General features: G+C 59.3%; 5 protein-coding genes. 3 read left to right on the top strand and 2 right to left on the bottom strand.

Features of this window, described 5'->3' with window-relative positions; translation table 11 throughout:
- Window positions 1-237 precede the first annotated feature (237 nt).
- Window positions 238-768, top strand: a complete 531-nt coding sequence (gene cybB / locus L350_RS16745; protein WP_023300059.1) for a cytochrome b561 — start codon at window positions 238-240, stop codon at window positions 766-768.
- 42 nt (window positions 769-810) lie between these two features.
- On the opposite strand, the gene L350_RS16750 is transcribed toward cybB, so the two are convergent.
- Window positions 811-1,878, bottom strand: a complete 1,068-nt coding sequence (locus tag L350_RS16750; protein WP_023306156.1) for an oxidoreductase — start codon at window positions 1,876-1,878, stop codon at window positions 811-813.
- Window positions 1,879-1,891: 13 nt separating this feature from the next.
- Entirely contained in the window at window positions 1,892-2,635 is a 744-nt protein-coding gene (locus L350_RS16755) for a DeoR/GlpR family DNA-binding transcription regulator (RefSeq protein ID WP_032624296.1), read from the bottom strand.
- 756 nt (window positions 2,636-3,391) lie between these two features.
- Here L350_RS16755 and L350_RS16760 point away from each other — a divergent pair.
- Together L350_RS16760 and L350_RS16765 are read left to right on the top strand one after the other, a co-directional pair.
- A complete protein-coding gene (locus L350_RS16760) occupies window positions 3,392-4,705 on the top strand; it encodes a TolC family outer membrane protein (protein WP_240183872.1) in 1,314 nt (437 codons plus the stop codon).
- 120 nt (window positions 4,706-4,825) lie between these two features.
- On the top strand, window positions 4,826-21,034 hold the full coding sequence (locus L350_RS16765) for an Ig-like domain-containing protein (RefSeq protein WP_032624294.1): 16,209 nt from the start codon (window positions 4,826-4,828) through the stop codon (window positions 21,032-21,034).
- Window positions 21,035-21,062 lie beyond the last annotated feature (28 nt).

Genomic DNA, 21,062 nt, shown 5'->3' with positions numbered 1-21,062 from the left:
CCCTGTAAAGCCCGCCCTCTCGGCGCATCCCTGCGCCTCGCCCCGGCCGGAAGGCAAACGCCTCAGCGATTTACAGCCGGACCTGGGCATCGCTGTAATCCCTCCGTTATTCTGAAGGCACGTTAATGCTTCTGATTTCAAATAACTGGGAATACTCGGCCCTCCGTAAAAGGGGGTTCACATTTTCAGGAAAGGTGGTTATGTTGGCGCGATAACTGTTATTTATCGGGAAACAACATGCGCACAAAATATACGGGTCTGCAAATCAGCATTCACTGGCTGGTTTTTCTGTTAGTTATTATGGCCTATTGCGCCATGGAGTTCAGAGGTTGGTTCCCGCGAACCGATCGTCCGCTTATTAATATGATCCACGTTTCCTGCGGGATTAGCATCCTGGTGCTGATGGTGGCGCGCCTGCTTATCCGCCTGAAATTCCCGGCTCCGCCCATTCAACCGAAACCAAAAGCGATGATCACCGGGCTGTCCCATCTGGGGCATCTGGTTATCTACCTGCTGTTTATTGCGCTGCCGCTGATCGGCATGGTGATGATGTATAACCGGGGAAATGACTGGTTTGCGTTTGGCCTGACGATGCCGCATGCGGCGGAGGGGAATTTTGACCTGGTGGATACGCTAAAAGCGTGGCACGTAACGCTGGCGAATCTGGGGTATTTTGTGATTGGTTTGCACGCCTTTGCCGCGTTGATGCATCACTATTTCTGGAAAGACAATACGCTGCTGCGCATGATGCCGAAAAAGCGTCAGTGACCGATAATGCCCTGCCAACCCGCAGGGCATTTTTTTTGCGGCTTATTGCAGTTGCGCGCGCTCCTGCGCCGTTAAATCCAGTTCCTGAGTTGTACCCGTTTCTGAAGATTTTACCGCCGCTTCCAGCACCGCCATCACCGCCAGGGCTTCCACCGGATGGACCGGATTGTCAATCTTGCCGTTCAGGGCATCGCGCACGTTTATATAGTACTGCCGCTGGTCGCCTTTTGGCGCAGGGATAGCGCTGGCGTCACCCTGGGCATTAAACAGCACCATAGCGTCGCTGTCCTCCCCCCAGCTTTCGCTACCCGGAATGACGCCTGCCAGAAGCTGGGCTTCCTGCTGATCGATGCGCGCTTTCACCACGCTGGCCTTATCGCCGTGGACGGTAAAGCGGGCAACGCCGCCTGCCACCAGCATGCTGCAATGGAGGACCACTTTGTGTTCAGGATAGTTCAGCACCACGTGCGCCCAGTCGTTAATTTCCGCACCGTCACGCAGGGTGGCGATGTTGCCCTGTACCGACAGCGGCAGACCAAAAAGCTGTAGCGTCTGGTCAATCATGTGCGGGCCTAAGTCGAACCACAGGCCACTGCCGGGAACATTTTGCTCTCTCCAGCGCACGCGAACCTCCGGGCGGAAACGATCGATATGCGATTCAAAGTGTTTTACCTTGCCGATACTGCCTTGCTCAATCACCTGCTTAATGCCGAGAAAATCGCTGTCCCAGCGGCGGTTATGGAAGACAGAGAGCAGGCGTTGTTTTTCTTGCGCAAGCGCAATCAGGTCTCGCGCTTCCTGCATATTGAGCGTAAACGGCTTATCCACCACTACGTGCTTGCCGGCGTTGAGCGCCAGGGTGGCCAGCGGCGCATGGGTCGCGTTAGGGGAGGCGATAACCACCAGGTCGATATCCGGGTGCTGAATAGCCTCTTCAGGGGTGGCAACAACGAGGACATTCGGCAGATCGCGTTTGACCTTTTCTTCATCCCGGGATGAGACCACCGCCAGCTTCAGGCCGTCGACGGACTGGATCAGCGGGGCATGAAACGTCTTACCCACAAAACCATACCCGATCAGCGCAATATTCATTGTCTTCACTTTATTCATGACCTTCTCCACGTTAATGCGCGCAAACGGTAACCTGCACGGCGCTATGGTCCCCGAGCTCTGCCCAGGGACGATCTAAAAACAGTTGATGAATCTGGGATAACCCTGAAACCAGATAAGGTTCGCACTGGTTGAGTTTCAGATGATCGGCGACTACCCAGTGCGCCTGGCTTGCGGCCAGCATGGCACGCTTCACCTCGGCATCCGCCTCCTGACTGGCGCTCAATCCGAGCTCGGCATGAATGGCGCATGCGCCAAGGATGGCGATATCCGCCCGGTAGCGAGAGAGCAGCGACAGGGTGGCGCTTCCGGCAAACAGGCGCTGTTTCTGATCCCACTTTCCACCAAGCAGGATCAGATCAATATCTTCCCGATCGCTAACCTGCTGGGCGATATCAAGAGAAGGGGTGATGATGGTCAGCGGTCCCTGCAGGAAAGAGGCAACGGCCAGAAGTGTGCTTCCGGCGTCCAGAAAAAGCGTCGAGCCCGCAGGTACGCACTGCGCAACCTGTTTACCCAGCCGCTGCTTGATTTCAGGCAGTAAGGTATTCCTGCTAACTCGGTTCATCGTCGAGAGATTCAGCGCGATGGCGCCGCCATGGTTTTTTTGCGCCAGTCCCTTTTTTTCCAGATCGGTCAGATCGCGACGGATGGTATCCGCCGAAACCTGCAACTTTTCTGCCAGCTCAGTGATGCTGGCCTGGCCTTGTTCAGTAATAATTTCAAGTACATATTTCTGTCTGGCGGTTTTATGCATGGGTGCAGTATCCTGCAAAATGTCGCAATACTATGCAGTTTACAGCATTTTACAGGAAAGGGAATCGTAACAGGAGGGGGATGTTGTCCAAAAACAGTTTAATAAGGTGAATATTGAATTAGCATTAATCAGTCATCAAAAACATGTATGTATCGTTTAGACCTGATGTTAACGCTATGTTTTACATAGAAATTTGGTTAAAGCTACCGAATAAGGAGTTCGAATAAGAATATAAAACCAGATTATAAATATAAATTGGTGCTTATATCTATTGGATATTCTTTTTAAAGTAAAATAATTTAATATTAATCATCGAATGACTTAAATTGACAGTTCTTTGAAAATCTTTGTGTCTGATTCGAGATGAAATAAACGCAAAAATGTACATCAAGGTGTTTCAGAATTTTCCTTAAATTACAGAGGGTTTATATGATTCAGCGTAAACGCATCTAATAGCCATTTGTCCAGAAACCCCATCTTTTTTCTTATTTGTAACACCACATTAACATTACGGATGTGGTCGCTCATATCACATTTTGTTATGCTGCGAATCAATAAATATTTAAGTAAATTCTTAAAAGAAAAAAAGAGATTGTACGGCTCTCATCTCAATTGAAATGGGTGTGGGCGACTATTGGCGGAATTTATCAAACAGGAGTGGGGTAAATAGGGTGAATTATTTGTACCTCTTCCTGGTAATTATTTAGCCATCACCTGAAGTCCGGGGGTATTATAAAGATGAAATGCAATAACAGGATGCTCAGATTATCTGCTTCCCTGACCTTAATTTCACTGGTGGTGACTGCGGCTCATGCAACTAACGGTCTGGTAGGGATATCTCCCGTTGCGGCAATGACGATGAAAGAAAGTATTCTTTTCGCTCTTGACCGCGACCCGTCGGTGAGTCAGCAGGCTGCACAGCTGGGGATTGGCCAGGCACAAATAGACGAAGCGCGTAGTGGCTGGATGCCACAAATAGCCCTGAACGGGAGTACGGGTCACAGCCAGACCACCGATTCGAGCGGCTCGTTGCGAAATTCCGCAGCCTGGGGGCTGAGCCTGACGCAGCTTGTGTACGATTTTGGCAAGACCAATAACAGCATCAGCCAGTCTTCAGCTCAGCGTGACAGCTATCGCTACCAGCTGATGAGCACGATGTCTGCCGTCGCGGAAAAAACGGCCCTCAGCTATGTGGAAGTGAAACGCTACAGCGATCTGTTACAGGCGGCAACAGAGAACGTGCAGGCGCTTAAAAACGTTGAGCAGCTGGCAAAACTCCGCGCCGATGCAGGCGTAAGCTCCACCTCTGATGAGCTTCAGACCCGCACCCGTATTGCCGGAATGCAGGCGACGGTAGAGCAGTACAATGCGTCACTGAACAGCGCCTGCGCGCGGCTGGCGGTATTAACTGGCATACAGGCTGAACGCTATTCACCGGTTCCGGGAGGTCTGGCCGTGGAGTCGGATTCTCTCAATCGAATTGATTATTCACTGATCCCAACGGTGATGGCCGCGCAGAACATGGAGCGTTCAGCCCAGTACGGCGTAGAAACCGCGAAGTCACAGCACTGGCCAACCTTAAGCCTGAAAGGGGGCCGCACCCGGTACGAGTCTGATAATCGCGCGTACTGGGATGATCAGATCCAGCTCAATATTGATGCACCGCTTTATCAGGGCGGCGCGGTCTCGGCGCGCGTCCGTCAGGCCGAGGGCGCAAGGGCAATGGCATCGTCTCAGGTCGATCAGGCCCGTTTTGATGTCCTGCAAAAAGCCTCCGTAGCACAGGCCGACTGGACCGGGGCGCAAGGACGTATGGAGGCCGGAAAACGTCAGCTGGAAAATGCGTTGCGCGCCCGCGACGTCTACAAAAATGAATATACCCTGAGCAAGCGCAGCATTAACGATCTGCTCAGCGTGGAGCAGGATGTCTGGTCTGCCACCTCAGCGAAAATAATGGCTGAATACGATGGCTGGAGCGCGGCGATTAATTACGCCTCCGCGGTGGATAATCTCATGCCGCTTATCGGAATAGAGAAAAACGCTGCCGCGAAATTACCTGATTTGAGTTAAAAAAGGCGCGCCTTTCTGCGCGAAATAAGTCAGACAATAATGGGTGGTTTTTCCCAGGGATAGTTACATCCCTCTGGTGGACATAACCACAGGAATACGCGCACCTGCAAGGAGAAGAATATGAGTAACGCAAAAGTTGTTGATGTTATCATTCGAAAAACGGCAGAAAAAACGAAATTAACCGGTGAAGGGAATCTCTCGGTCTCTATTTCATCGCCGAGCGTGATTGAAATTCAGGGTTCTGCTCAGGACGTGGTGCGTTATGTCCGCCAGGGGAATGACCTCCTCATTTATATGAAAGATGGCAGCGTGATCCGCTGCAATAATTATTTTGTCGAAGACACGGAAACCCATAATCATTCCGAACTGGTATTTAACGATAACCAGGAGTTGACGCATATTTCATTTGCCGATGCCGGGGAAGCATCAGGCGTTGCCGCCACCGAATTAACCGCCCAGGCTGCACCCATTAGCAGCATTGAACCTTTTCTGGAGCAGGGAAGCGTCTTAAGCGATGCGCCGTGGGGCTGGATTGCCGGAGCGGCGTTGGGAGGCGGTGCGATTGGCGCACTGCTGGCTCACGGCGGTGACGGCGAAACCAAAACAAAAGTTATTGATAATACGAAAGAAGTCGAAAGCGCCACGCCAACATTTTTGCTGACGGATAACGCGGGTGACAAGCAGGGGGTGCTGAGTGCAAAAGAGGTCACGGATGATAACACCCCAACCTTCAGCGGTACCGGGCAGCCGGGCGCGACCATTCAGGTTAAAGACAGCAGCGGCAGCACCATCGCCAGCACCATGGTCGCAAAGGACGGCACCTGGACGGTAACACTTCCGACCCAGGCGGAGGGGGAACATACCTGGTCCGTCGTTCAGATCGACGGCAGTAAAACGACCTCTGCGGGCAGTATTACCGTAACCGTTTCTACAGCGGATACCAGCGTGACGCTCGCCACCACGGCGGGCGATAACGTGATCAACGCCAGCGAGCAGGCCGCTGGCTTTACGCTGTCCGGCACCAGCAAAAACCTGGCGCAGGGAACGGCGCTTACCGTCACGCTGAACGGTAAAACCTATTCCGCAGAAGTGGGGGCAAACGGCGCATGGAGCGTGAAGGTGCCTGCTGCTGACGCGCAGGCGCTGGGCGATGGTACCTGGACGGTCAACGTCAGCGGCAAAGACGCGGCGGGCAACACCGTGACCGGCAGCCAGACGATTGGCGTCGATACCGCTGCGCCAGCAATTTCTGTCGACACAATCGCCCAGGACAACATCATCAACGCGGCTGAACATAATCAGCCGCTGACGCTGACCGGAAAAACCGATGCGGAAGCGGGCCAGATTGTGACGGTCACGCTGAACGGCAAAAATCACACGGCGACCGTGGGCAGCGACGGCACCTGGTCCGTTACGCTTTCGGCCAGTGAAGTACAGGCGATGGCTAACGGCGAGCACACCCTGACGGCAAACGTCAGCGACAAAGCGGGTAACGGGGCCTCCACCACCGCCGATTTCACGGTCGATACCGCAGCGCCAGTGGTCACTATCAACACTGTCGCGGGCGACGACATTCTGAACACCAGCGAGCAGGGGCAGGCTCAGATTATTTCCGGCCAGGCGAACGGCGCGGCGGCGGGCGACGTTGTCACCGTGACCGTTGGCGGCAAGACCTTTACCGGTGTCGTCCAGGCGGACGGCAGCTGGAGCGTCGGCGTGCCTGCCTCTGTCATTGGCGCGCTGGGTGAAGGTAGCCACAGCATTTCGGTCTCCGTGACCGATGCGGCGGGCAACACCGGCAGCGCGACGCACGGCATTACGCTCAGCGGCAACCCGCCGGAATTCACCCTTGACCCCATCAGCCAGGATAACGTCCTGAATGCGCAGGAGGCCATGCAGCCTCTGAGCCTGAGCGGGACCAGTAATCTGCCGAACGGCAGCGCTGTCACCGTGACGTTGAACAACGTTAACTATCAGGCCACCGTTGAGAATGGTAGCTGGTCCGTTCAGGTGCCGGTTTCCGACGTGCTGGATCTGGCGAATACCCTTTACACCGTGAGCGTCAGCGGCACCGACAGCGTGGGTAACAGCGGCTCCGCCGAGGCGAATCTGCTGGTCGATACCGCGCTGCCGCAGGTGATCCTCAACTCCTTTGCCGGGGATAACCTGGTCAATAACGCCGAAGCGGCGGTTGACCAAACCCTCAGCGGACGCGTCACCGGCGCGGCGGCGGGCGATACCGTCTCTGTCACCGTGGGCGGCAAGAGCTACACCGCGACGGTTGGCAGCGACCTGAAATGGAGCGTGACCATCCCATCGGCCGACCTTCAGGCGTTTGGCGACGGCGATTTAACCTTCAGCGCCTCTGTCACCAATGCGCACGGCAACACCGGCACCGGCGAGCGTGATATCAACATCAACGCCGAACTGCCGGGCCTGCGCGTGAACACGATCTCTGGCGATGACGTGATTAACGCCATTGAACAGCAGCAGGATCTGGCCGTGACCGGCTCCAGCACTCATCTGGCCGAAGGCACACAGATCACCGTCACCATCAATAATGTTGAATACGTCACCACGGTTAACGCCAGCGGCAGCTGGCAGATTGGCGTGCCGTCAGCGGACCTGCAGGCATGGACGGCGGGAGGCATGACCGTCAGCGTCAGTGCGGAAGATGCCTGGGGCAACACCGTGGCGGCTGAACACCCGATCGAGCTTGACCTGAACGCGGTGGCCGTCACCATCGATACCGTCACCACTGACGATATGCTCAACGCGGTGGAAAAAGGCGCGGATGTCACGCTTTCCGGTCAGACGCAGGGCGTAGAGGCCGGGCAAACCGTGGTGGTGAAATTCGCGGATCAAACCTTTACCGCACAGGTGCAGCAGGACGGCTCCTGGCGCCTGACCGTTCCGGCGAGCGCGATGGAAACGCTGATCGACGGGCGGGCGCAGGTGAGCGTCAGCGTGACTAACGTCAACGGCAACAGCGCGGACGCCTCACGCGTGGTGACCGTTGATACGCAGCCGCCAGCCATTACGCTTGATAACCTGACCGACGACAACATCATTAATGCGGCAGAAGCGCAGCAGGATCTGGTGCTCAGCGGCAGCACAACCGCTGAAGCGGGCCAGACGGTCACCGTGACGCTGAACGGTAAATCTTACCAGACCACGGTCCAGGCGGACGGTCGCTGGCAGTTGAATGTGCCTGCCGCCGACGTTGGCGCGCTGACCGATGGCAATGTCACCGTCACGGCCACCGTCAGTGACGTGGCGGGCAACAGCAGCAGCGCGGACCGCGTTGGGCTGGTGGATGCCACCGTGCCGCAGGTGACCATCAACGATTTCGTCACCGACACCAACACCGTTAACCAGCTGGCCCATTCACAGGCGCAGATCCTGAGCGGCTCCGTCACCGGCGCGGCGGCGGGTGATTTGGTCATCATCACCATCAATAACGTGGACTACACCACCGTGGTGGATGCGGCGGGTAACTGGAGCCTCGGCCTGCCTGCGTCCGTCGTTCAGGGGCTGACGGACGGCACCAGGACCATTAACGTCTCCGTGACCGATCGGTCCGGCAACACCGGCAGCAGTTCAGTGGATGTGGTGGTCAATACAGTCACGCCTGTAATCGGTATTAATACGCTGGCAGCGGATGACGTGATCAATGCGGCAGAGAAGGGCGAAGATCTGCTGCTTTCCGGTACCAGCAACCAGCCGGAAGGAACCACCATCACCGTTAATCTGAACGGTATCAACTACGCTGCCACCACCGACGCCAGCGGCAACTGGAGCGTTACCGTACCCGCCTCTGCGGTGAGCGCGCTGGGTGAAGCCAATTACACCGTGACGGCGAGCGTCACCGATAATGTGGGCAACAGCGCCTCTGCCACGCACGATGTGCTGGTGGACAGCTCGCTGCCGGTTGTTACCCTCAACAACGTCGCGGGCGACAATATCGTTAACGCGGCGGAAGTGGCCGCAGGGCAAACCCTGACCGGGAAAGTATCGAACGCGGCATCGGGCGATACCGTCACCATTATCATCGGCGGGCAGACATACACGGCTACCGTACAGGACGATCTCACCTGGAGCCTGCCGTTAACCCAGAGTCAGTTAACCGCGCTCGGCAACGGCGACCTGACCGTCTCGTCCAGCGTGACGAACGGGCACGGTAATACCGGATCGTCTTCCCTGGATGTCACCATTGACGCCCAGTTGCCCGGCCTGCGCATTGATACCGTCGCCGGTGACGACGTCATTAACGTTATTGAACACGCGCAGAACCTGGTTATCTCCGGTACCAGCACCGACCTGGCGGCGGGTAGCACCGTCACCGTGAGCATCAACGGCAAGAGTTATTCCGCCTCGGTACTGGCGGATGGCACCTGGCAGGCTGCGGTTCCGGCCGCGGACGTCTCCCGGTGGGCGGATGGAGCGCTCACCATCAGCGCCAGCGCGCAGGATACCTCCGGCAACCCGGTGAACATCGGTACCGTGGTGGATGTCGATCTCGCCCCGGTGGCGATAAGCATCAACAGCGTGACGGACGACAACGTGCTGAACGCGGCAGAAAAAGGCCAGGATCTGGTGCTGTCCGGCTCCTCCTCGAACGTTGAAGCGGGCCAGACCGTTACCATTATCTTTGCGGGTAAAACCTGGACCACGATGGTCGATGCCAACGGCGACTGGACCTGCACCGTACCGGCTGCCGAACTGAGCGGCCTGAAGGATGGCGACGCCAGCGTACAGGTTAGCGTAACCAACATGAACGGCAACGCGGCCTCTTCCTCGCAGGCATTCAGCGTCGATACCGCCGCGCCAGCGGTCACCATCAACACCATCAGCGGCGACAACATGCTAAATGCGGCAGAGGCGGCGCAGGACCTGACCCTGAGCGGGACGTCTACTGCCGAAGCAGGCCAGACGGTCACCGTGACCTTCAACGGTAATCAGTACACCGCCCAGGTGCAGGCAAACGGCAGCTGGACGCTGGATGTACCGGCGGCGGATCTGGCGGGGATCGCAGACGGTAGCGCGGCGGTCACGGCGACCGTGTCCGATAAAGCGGGCAACCCGGCCAGCGCGGGGGCGTCCGTGCTGGTCGACACTACCGTGCCGCAGATTACCTTCAACATTGTGGCGGGCGACGACATTGTTAATATTGCCGAGCACGGCCAGGCGCTGATTGTCACCGGCAAGGTGACGGGCGCGCAGGCGGGCGATGTGATTACCCTGACCCTGAACGGCAAAGACTACACCGCCATGCTGGACGGTGCCGGTAACTGGAGCGTGGGCGTTCCGGCGGCGTACGTGGGCGCGCTGGCTAACGGCGATCAAACGATCTCCGCCACGCTCACCGATAAAGCGGGCAACAGCACCAGCGCGACGCACGCGTTTGACGTCTCCCTGACCGCGCCGGTGATTGCCATCACTACCCTGGCGGTTGACGACGTGATCAACGCGACCGAGAAAGGTCAGGATCTGCTGGTCTCCGGCACCAGCAACCAGCCGGACGGGACCCGCATCACCGTAACCCTGAACGGTATCAGTTACGCCGCCACCACCGATGCCAGCGGTAACTGGAGCGTCACCGTTCCGGCGGCAAACGTCTCGGCACTGGGCGAAGCGAGCTACAGCGTGACGGCCAGCGTGACCGATACCGCGGGTAATAGCGCGAACACCAGCCATAGCGTGCTGGTCGACAGCGCGCTGCCGCAGGTCACCATTAATGCAGTTGCCACCGACGACGTGATTAACGCGGCGGAAGTGGCTTCCGGACAAACCCTGAGCGGGAAAGTGAGCGGCGCGGCGAGCGGTGACACTGTCACGATCGGTATCGGGGGCAACACCTATACCGCGACGGTTCAGGACGATCTGAGCTGGTCGGTTAACGTGGCGTCTGACGTCTTAACCGCTATCGGTAACGGCGATCTCACCGTAACAGCGAGCGTGACCAACGGCCACGGCAACACCGGCACCGGCGAGCGCGACATCACGATTGATGCCAGCCTGCCGGGCCTGCGCGTGGATACCGTGGCAGGCGACGATGTGATCAACAGCATCGAGCATACTCAAAACCTGATTATCACCGGCTCCAGCGACGGGCTGGCGAGCGGATCGGCGCTGACGGTCACCGTCAACGGCAAAACCTACGCGGCAACCGTGCTGGCGGACGGCACCTGGACGGCGGCTATTCCGGCGGCTGACGTCGGCGCGCTGAGCGCAGGTACAGTCACCGTGACCGTTGACGGCCAGAGCGCGGCGGGTAATCCGGTTTCCATCAGCCATGAAGTGAAGGTGGATCTGGCGCCGGTCGCCATCAGCATCGACGCCATCGCTACCGACGACGTGATTAACGCAGCCGAGAAGGGTGCGGATCTGGTGCTGTCCGGCTCGACCACCAACGTGGAAGAAAACCAGACCGTTACTATCATTTTCGGCGGTAAGACCTATAGCGCGACGGTGGATGCCAGCGGCCACTGGACGGCGACCGTACCGTCTGCCGATTTAGGCGGACTGAAAGACGGCGACACCAGCGTGCAGGTCAGCGTCACCAACGTAAACGGCAACAGCGCCTCTGCGGGCCGCGAGTACAGCGTGGATGCCACCGCGCCGACGGTGTCGATTGAAATCGTCAGCGACAACAACATCATCAATGCTGCCGAAGCGCAGCAGGATCTGGTCATCAACGGCGTCTCTGACGCGGAAGCGGGCCAGACCGTGACCGTGACCCTGAACGGCGAGAATTACACCACCACCGTGCAGGCGAATGGCAGCTGGAGCGTCACCGTACCGTCTGCGGATGTCGGCGCGATTTCCGACGGCGATTACACCATCACGGCAGCCGTCCTGGATAAAGCGGGTAACCCGGCCTCGGCGGATCGCGATGTGCTGGTGGATACCACAGTGCCACAGCTGACCATTAACACCGTTTCCGACGACGACGTGATCAACAGCGCCGAGCATGCGCAGGCGCTGATTGTCACCGGTTCTGTGACCGGTGCGGAGGCGGGCGACGTGGTGACCGTCACCATCAATAACAAAGATTACACGGCAACCCTGGACGCTTCCGGCAAGTGGAGCGTGGGCGTGCCTGCGGCGGACGTGAGTACTCTGACCGCCGGGGATCACACCATCACCGCGGCGCTGACCGATAAAGCCGGAAACAGCAACAGCACAACGCACGAGGTTGAAGTCAACCTCACCGCGCCGGTGCTGACCATTGACACCGTGTCCGGTGACGATGTGATCAACAACACCGAGAAAACCCAGGATTTGACGATCTCCGGTACGGCTTCCGGGCTGGCGGCGGGCGCGGTGGTGACCGTGATGCTCAACGGCAAAGCGTACAGCGCCACGGTAGCTACCAATGGCCAATGGACTACAACCGTTCCGGCGAGCGAGGTTGGGCAACTGGGTGAAGCGCTTTACACCGTGTCGGCCTCCGCGACGGACAGCGTCGGCAACAGCACCAGCACCTCGCACACCGTGAACGTGGAATCCGTTCTGCCGGGCGTCATCATCAACACCGTGGCGGGCGACGACGTGATCAACGCTGCGGAGCTGGCAACCGGCCAGACCATCAGCGGTAAGGTGGTGAATGCCGAAGCGGGTAACACCGTGACCGTGACCATTGGCGGCAACAGCTACACCGCAACGGTGCAGAGCGATCTCACCTGGTCCGTTAGCGTGCCGGAGTCTGTGCTGACCGCGCTGGGCAACGGCGATTTAACCGTGTCAGCCAGCGTCACCAACGGCGTGGGCAATAGTGGAACGGGCGAGCGCGAAATCGTGATAGACGCGAATCTGCCGGGCCTGCGCGTGGACACCGTGGCGGGCGATGACGTGATTAACAGCATCGAACACGGGCAGAATCTGATTATCACGGGTTCAAGCGACGGCCTGACGGCGGGTACGGCGCTGACCGTCGCCGTAAACGGTAAAACCTATGCGGCTACCGTGCTGGCAGACGGCACCTGGAGTGCGGCGATCCCTTCTGCGGACGTGAGTGCCCTTGCCGCAGGCACGGTCACCGTGACCGTTGAAGGGCAGAGCAGCGCGGGCAATCCGGTGACTATCAACCATGATGTGACGGTGGATCTGGCAAACGTCGCCATCAGCATTGACGCCATCGCTTCCGATGACGTGATCAACGCCGCCGAGAAGGGCGCGGATCTGGTGCTCTCCGGCACCACTGCGAACGTGGAGGAAAATCAAACCGTCACCATCACCTTCGGCGGCAAGAACTACACCGCCACGGTGGACGCTGAGGGTAAATGGACCGCCACGGTGCCATCTGCGGATCTGACCGGTCTGAAAGAGGGTGATGCCAGCGTGCAGGTAAGCGTCACCAACGTGAACGGCAACAGCGCCTCGGCGGGGCGCGAGTACAGCGTGGATACTACCGCGCCGTCCGTGACCATCAACATGATTGCCACAGATGATATCCTCAACGCCTCAGAAGCGCAGTCTGACCTGGCAATCTCCGGCACCAGCACCGCCGAAGCAGGCCAGACGCTGACCGTGTCGCTGAACGGCAAAGATTACACCACAACCGTCAGCGCGAACGGCAGCTGGACGCTGAACGTTCCGGCGGCGGAGCTGGCAGGATTAACCGACGGCAGCGTGACGGTAACTGCCTCAGTCAGCGACAAGGCGGGTAACCCGGCATCGGTTGATCACACTCTGATGGTGGATGTGACCGTTCCTGCGGTGACCATCCACACCGTGGCAGGCGACGACGTGATTAACGTGGCTGAACACAAGCAGGCACAGATTATCAGCGGCTCCGCCACCGGCGCGGCGGCGGGCGATAAGGTCACCGTCACGATCGGCGGCCAGACTTACACCACCGTGCTGGACGCGGCGGGTAACTGGAGCGTGGGCGTTCCGGCAAATGTGATTTCAGGCCTCAGCGACGGTACGGTGACCGTCACTGCGTCTGTCACCGACGCGGCGGGCAACACCGGCAGCGGCACGCATAATGTGACCGTCGATACCGGTCTGCCGTCGGTCAGCTTCAACGCCATCAGCGATGACAACGTCCTGAACGCCGTTGAAAAAGGGCAGGACCTGAGCGTCAGCGGCACCAGCGCCAACCTGACGGAAGGCACCGTGGTGACCGTAATTCTGAACGGCAAAAACTACACGGCGACAACTGCGGCAGACGGCACCTGGAGCCTGACGGTTCCGGCGGCGGATCTGGCCGGTCTCGGTCAGGCCAGTTACACCCTGAACGCGACCGCCACCAACGGCGTGGGCAACAGCGTGAGCAACACCGCGAACCTGCTGGTGGACACCGCGCTGCCAACCGTCACCATCAACACCGTGGCGGGCGACAACGTGATTAACGCGGCGGAAGTGGCGGCAGGTCAGACCCTGAGCGGCACCGTGGCGAATGCCGAAGCGGGCAACACCGTGACGGTGACCATCGGCGGCAACAGCTACACCGCGACGGTGCAGAGCGATCTGACCTGGTCCGTGAACGTGCCTGAGTCGGTTCTGACGGCGCTGGGCAACGGCGATTTAACGGTGTCAGCGACCGTCACTAATGACCATGGCAATTCGGGAACTGGCGAGCGCGATATCACTATCGACGCCAGCCTGCCGGGGCTGCGCGTGGATACCGTGGCGGGCGATGACGTGATCAACAGCATTGAGCATGGTCAGAATCTTATCGTCACTGGCTCAAGCGATGGGCTGGCGGCGGGCACTACGCTCACCGTGACCCTGAATGGCAAGACCTATGCCGCGTCGGTACTGGCAGACGGCTCCTGGACCGCGGCGATCCCGGCGGCAGACGTGGGCGCTCTGGCCGCAGGCACGATGACCGTCACCGTAGCGGGCCAGAGCGCGGCGGGCAATCCGGTCTCCATCAGCCACGACGTCACCATCGATCTGGCAGCCGTGGCAATCAGCATCGATGCCATCGCCACCGACGACGTGATTAATGCGGCGGAGAAAGGCGCGGATCTGGTGCTTTCCGGCAGCACATCCAATGTAGAAGAGAACCAGACCGTGACCATCACCTTTGGCGGCAAGTCTTACACCGCCAAAGTCGATGCCGACGGCAACTGGACGGCGAACGTGCCTTCCTCGGATCTTGCGGGTCTGAAAAACGGCGACGCCAGCGTGCAGGTGAGCATCACCAACGCGCACGGCAACAGCGCTTCGGCGGGCCGCGAATACAGTGTAGATGCCACCGCGCCAACCGTGACGATTGACACGGTCGCAGGCGACAACGTGATCAACGGCAGCGAAGCGGCTGCGGGCGTGGCCATTTCCGGCACCACCACGGCGGAAGTCGGTCAGACGGTAACCGTAACCTTCGGCGGGAACAGCTACACCGCGCAGGTTCAGCAGGGCGGCGTCTGGAGCGTTAACGTGCCGGGCACAGACCTGTCCGCCCTGGCGGATAACGGCTACACCGTGCAGGTGAGCGTGAGTGACGCCGCGGGTAACCCGGGCAGCGCGGGTAAAGCGATTACGCTTGATACCACGCCGCCGACCGTCAGCTATAACGTCGTGGCGGGTGATGACGTCATCAACAGCGTGGAGCACGGGCAGGCGCAGATCGTCAGCGGCACCGCAACCGGCGCCAGCGTCGGCGATAAGCTGATTATCACCATCGGTTCGAATCAGTACACCACCACCGTTGACGCCAGCGGTTACTGGAGCGTGGGCGTTCCGGCCAGCGTGATTTCCGCACTGGCCGACGGCACCGTAACCCTCAGCGCGACTATCACCGACAGCGCAGGCAACAGCAGCACTCAGACCCATGACGTGGTGGTAAATACCGCATCGGTCGCGCTGACCGTCAACACCCTCAGTGGTGATGACGTGATCAATGCGGCAGAAGCGGGCGCGTCGCTGGTTATCAACGGTTCCAGTGCGCAGTTCGCCAGCGGCACGCAGGTCACTATCACCCTGAATGGTAAGAGCTATACGGCCACCATTCAGAGCGACGGCGCCTGGCAGACCACCGTTCCGGCCGCCGACGTGGGCACTCTGGCCGACGGCGCGAGCTACCAGGTTTCTGCTTCGGCGCAGGACAGCGCCGGGAACAGCGCCTCGGCGACGCATACCATCAGCGTGGACACCACCGTGCCGGTGATTAGCGTGAACACGTTGTCGGGCGACGACGTGCTGAATGCGGCGGAAGCTCAGCAGCCGCTCACCGTACACGGCTCTTCCAGCGCGGAAGCAGGCCAGACGGTGACCGTCACGCTGGGCGGAAAAACCTACACTGCGCTTGTCGGCAGCGATGGCACCTGGACGCTGGACGTTCCGGCGGCAGACCTGGCCGCACTGAGCCAGGGTGCGCTGACGGTGACCGCCGTGGTCAACGATAAAGCCGGTAACAGCGGCCAGACGACCCATACCTTAACGGTCGATACCGTCGCACCAGCCGTCACCATCAGCACCGTGGCCGATGACGATATCGTCAACAACGCCGAGCAGCTGGCGGGGCAGACTATTAGCGGGACCACCACCGCGGAGCAGGGCCAGACGGTGACCGTCTCCTTCAACGGGCACAGCTATCAGGCGACCGTTGGATCAGACGGTTCGTGGTCGGTCTTCGTGCCGGGCCGCGACTTCCTCGGCCTGAGCGATGGGGATTACACCATTACGGCTACGGTGAGCGATAAGGCGGGTAACCCGGGCAGCGCAACACACGACGTGACGCTGAACGGCGACGTGCCGACCATCGTCATTAACACCTTTGCCCAGGACGATATCGTCAACGCCGCCGAGCACGGCACGCCGCTAATTGTCAGCGGCACCACCGACGCGCCTGCGGGCCAGACGGTGACCATTACGCTTAACGGTAAAACCTACACGGCTAACGTTCAAAATGACGGCACCTGGAGCTATACGGTCGGCAGCGCAGACGTGACCGCGCTGGCGGACGGCGGTTCGTACGTGATCAATGCGCAGGTGAGCAACGCCATCGGCAACAGCGCCAGCGATAACCACAGCGTCACCGTGGATCTCACCGCACCGTCAATGGGGATCAGCATTGATTCCCTGCAAAACGATACCGGCCTGAGCGCGAGTGACTTCATCACCAACGATAAGCAGGTGGTGGTGAACGGTTCGCTATCGGCGCAGCTCGGCAATAACGAGAAGGCGCAGATCAGCCTCGACGGTGGTTCAACCTGGATTGACCTGACCGTGACCGGCACCACCTGGCGTTACACCGATGGCCGCACCCTGACGGACGGTACGTACCCGTACCAGGTGCGCGTCATTGATAAAGCGGGCAACGTCGGGGCAACGGACAGCCAGGACGTGGTAATCGATCTGACGAAGCCTGCGGCGACGAGCATTACCGTGGATTCCGTCTCGCAGGATACCGGCCTGTCCGACAGCGACTTCATTACCAGCGACAACCAGATTAGCCTGAAAGGGACGCTCGGCGCGGCCCTGGGCAGCGGCGACCACGCGCAGATCAGCCTGGACGGTGGCGCGACCTGGACTGACGTGAGCGTCAGCGGACTGAGCTGGACCTACGTTGATGGCCGCACGCTGGCCGACGGAGACTACAACTACCAGCTGCGGGTGATTGACGACGCGGGGAATATCAGCGCCACCACCAGCCAGGTGGTGACCATTGATACCGTCGCGCCGGACGCCAGCAAAACGATCGCTATCGACAGCATTAGCGACGATACCGGCCTGAGCAGCAGCGACTTTATCACCAATGATACCTCCCTGACGCTGCACGGCTCGCTCGGCGCAACGCTGGCCGACGGCGAATATGCCCAGATCAGCATCGACGGCGGGGTCACCTGGCAGAACGTGATCGTCACTGGCAACAGCTGGTACTACGTGGACGGCCGCACGCTGGGTAACCAGACCTATGACTACTACGTTCGCGTAGTGGATGCGGCAGGCAACGTAGGTGCCAGCGCTCATCAGCAGGTGACGGTCGATACGGTCGCGCCGGATGCGGCGATTACAGTTACCGTGGATAACATCACCGTCGATACCGGCTTCGACAATAACGACTTCCTGACCAGTTCGACCTCGTACACGCTCAACGGGACGCTCGGGGCCGAACTCGGGGCGGGTGAGTATGTGCAGGTGAGCATGGATGGCGGCACCACCTGGGTTTACGCCACGGTAAGCGGCACCCGGTGGAGTTATAACGACACCCGCACCCTGGCCGACGGCGACTACCGCTATCAGGTGCGGGTTGTCGATCAGGCGGGCAACGTTGGGGCCACCACCACGCAGGACGTGACGGTGGATACCCAGGCGCCGCAGTACGGCATCACCATTGACAGCATCAGCGAAGATACCGGGCAGTCCGGGAGTGATTTCATCACCATGGACACCTCGCTGGCGATCAACGGCTCGTTGGGCAGCGCGCTGGCCAGCGACGAGCGCGTACAGATCAGCCTCGACGGCGGCAATACCTGGATTGACACTGCCGTCACTAACCAGCGCTGGAGCTATACGGATACCCGCGATCTGGCGGACGGGGATTACACCTGGCAGGTGCGGATCATCGACCAGGCGGGCAACGTCGGCTCAACCTCGTCGCAGGTGGTAACGGTTGATACCACGCCGCCTGAAACGGTGGGAACGGTGGTCAGCTATACCGACGGGGAAGGTGAACGTACGGGCACGTACGGCGCATCAGTCGCGACGGACGATACCTCACCGCTGATCAACGGTACGCTCAACCGCGCCCCGGAGGACGGCGAAATCGTGCAGCTTTACCGGGACGGGATCTTGTTGGGTCAGGTCACAATGAACGGCAGCGCAAGCTGGTCCTATCAGGACAACGGCCTGCTCGACGGGAATCACACTTACATTCTGCGCGTCACCGACAAAGTCGGTAACTACACGGAATCGGATGGCTTTGTGCTGAACGTCGATACCAGCATCCCGACCACCACGGCGGCGATTACTGCCCAGACCACCTCGGATACCACGCCGATTATTAATGGCACGGTGTCTGCGGACCTGGTGAATGGGGAATACCTGGTGGTGATGGTGAACGGGAAAACCTATACGTCGCAGACCGGCGGCGCGGTGGTAGTCGACCCGGATCACAATACCTGGTATCTGCAGATCCCGGACAGCGATGCCCTGAGCGTGGCGAACTACGACGTAACCGCGCAGGTGAAGAGTAGCGCGGGCAACGGTAACACCACTGGTACGGCAACCGGCAGCCTGGTGATCGATACCACCTCGGTGAATACCGACTGGGCGACCACGACGGGTAACTCGAACAACTCGACCATGACGGTGGGCACCAATAGCAGCGGGCTGTGGAATATCATTGCTAACGGCCAGTCTTACTCCAGCAGCGATAGCTCGACCTATGCCGGCAATACGCTGAGCAACACCCGTGGCTATTACGTGGTGAGTCAGACCGCCGCCGACTTTGACCGTAACGGCACCCAGGATATTTTCGCAACTGAGAACACCTACGCGGGTTCTACGCAGGTGATGTGGACCTACGATGGCAGCAGTTACACCGCCAGCCAGCTGGCAATGGGGACCACCATCTGGTACGGCGGCGTAATTGCCTACGACAAAACCGGCGATGGCTATCTTGATCTGGCGTACGGCGATGCCGGTATGGACTCCCTGACCTACCTGGTGAATACCAACGGCGTTCTGTCGCCGGACGGCACCGGCGGGGAAGGTGGATTCTACGGCCAGTTCGATTCCGGGCGTGAAATCTCCGGCGTCGACCTGAACAACGACGGTACCGTGGACATCGTGCAGCACACCAACCGCAGCGGGGCGTACTCGCTCACCGTGATTAACAACAACGGGAACGGTACGCTTTCCATTGGCCAGAACCTGACCAACGTGTTTGTGGCCAACGCCTCGAATACCACCACGGCGGCCTCCATGACGTGGGCGGACTTTAACGGCGATGGCTACATGGATCTGTACCTCGGCAGCAGCTACAACAACAACGGCGGGGTGATTTACTACAACGACGGTACCGGGCAGCTTTCCACGACCAAAAGCGCGGTGGAAGCCTCTAACGCCACGGCGGGCTATCTGTCGGTGGCGGTAGACTGGAACGGTGACGGGCAGATGGACATCATCAAGCTCAGCACCTACGGCAGCTCACAGACGGCGACCCTGTTCACCAACAACGGCTACGGCTCAACCTGGACTTCAAGCCAGCTGGCGTCAGGGCTTGCTAACGTCACCGGCGTCGCCGCGGTGGATTACAACTGGGACGGTGCGCAGGATCTGCTGGTGTCTCAGCAGAATGGCAAGGTGGTGCTGGTGCAGAACAATGCGGAGATCGCTGACGGTACCGCGATGCATCTGCACATTGTCGATAGCGAGGGCATCAACGCCTACTACGGCAACACGGTCAATCTGTACAACGCCGCGGGCGTACTGGTGGCCTCGCAGATCATCAACGCCCAGTCCGGCATTGGCTCGAATGATACCTCTGCGCTGGTAAGTTTCTACGGGCTGGATCCGAACGAAACCTACTCGGCGGAGATCGTGAAGATCACCAACGGCGTGTCGGATAACGTCACCTGGACCGGCCTGGACGCGAGCAACGGCAAAGAGGGTTATGTTCTCACCGCCGAAGCGGCCACCGGCGGCCACAGCGGAACCATTACCGGAACCGGGTATAACGACACCTTTATCGCAGAGGATGGGACCTATACCTATAACGGCTCCGGCGGCTGGAATACCCATTCCGACTACGACACCTGGAGCAATACCGGCGGCATGGACGTGGTGGATTACCGCAATGCCACCTCTGGGATAACCGTTGATTTGCGCCTCTCAACGGCGCAGGACACCGGGTTCGGTACCACACGGTTGTTGAATATTGAAGGGATTAACGGCTCCGACCATGACGACGTTATCACCGGCAACAGCGGTGATAACCAGTTCGAAGGCCGCGGCGGTAACGACACCTTCAACATCGGCAGCGGCGGTCAGGACACGCTGCTCTATAAGCTGATCAACGCGTCTGACGCGACCGGCGGCAACGGTAGCGATGTGGTGAACGGCTTTACCGTCGGTACCTGGGAAGGGACGGCAGACACGGACCGCATCGATCTGCGCGACCTGCTTTCCGACAGCGGCTATACCGGCACCGGCTCGGCGAGCTACGTGAACGGCGTGGCGACGCTGGACAGTAGCGCGGGCAACATTGCTGACTACATCCGCGTGGTGCAGAACGGCAGCAACACCGAGATCCAGGTTGACCTCGACGGGACGGGCGGCCAGTTCTCGCCAACCACCCTGGTGACGCTGAACGGCGTGCAGACGGATCTGGCGACGCTGCTGGCAAATCATCAACTGTTAATTGCGTAAAACAACGCCGCGGGGAGCGATCCTCGCG

The organism is Enterobacter sp. MGH 4 (assembly GCF_000534735.1).
Classification (GTDB): Bacteria; Pseudomonadota; Gammaproteobacteria; order Enterobacterales; family Enterobacteriaceae; genus Enterobacter; species Enterobacter intestinihominis.
This window is presented reverse-complemented; position numbering and strand designations above follow the sequence as displayed.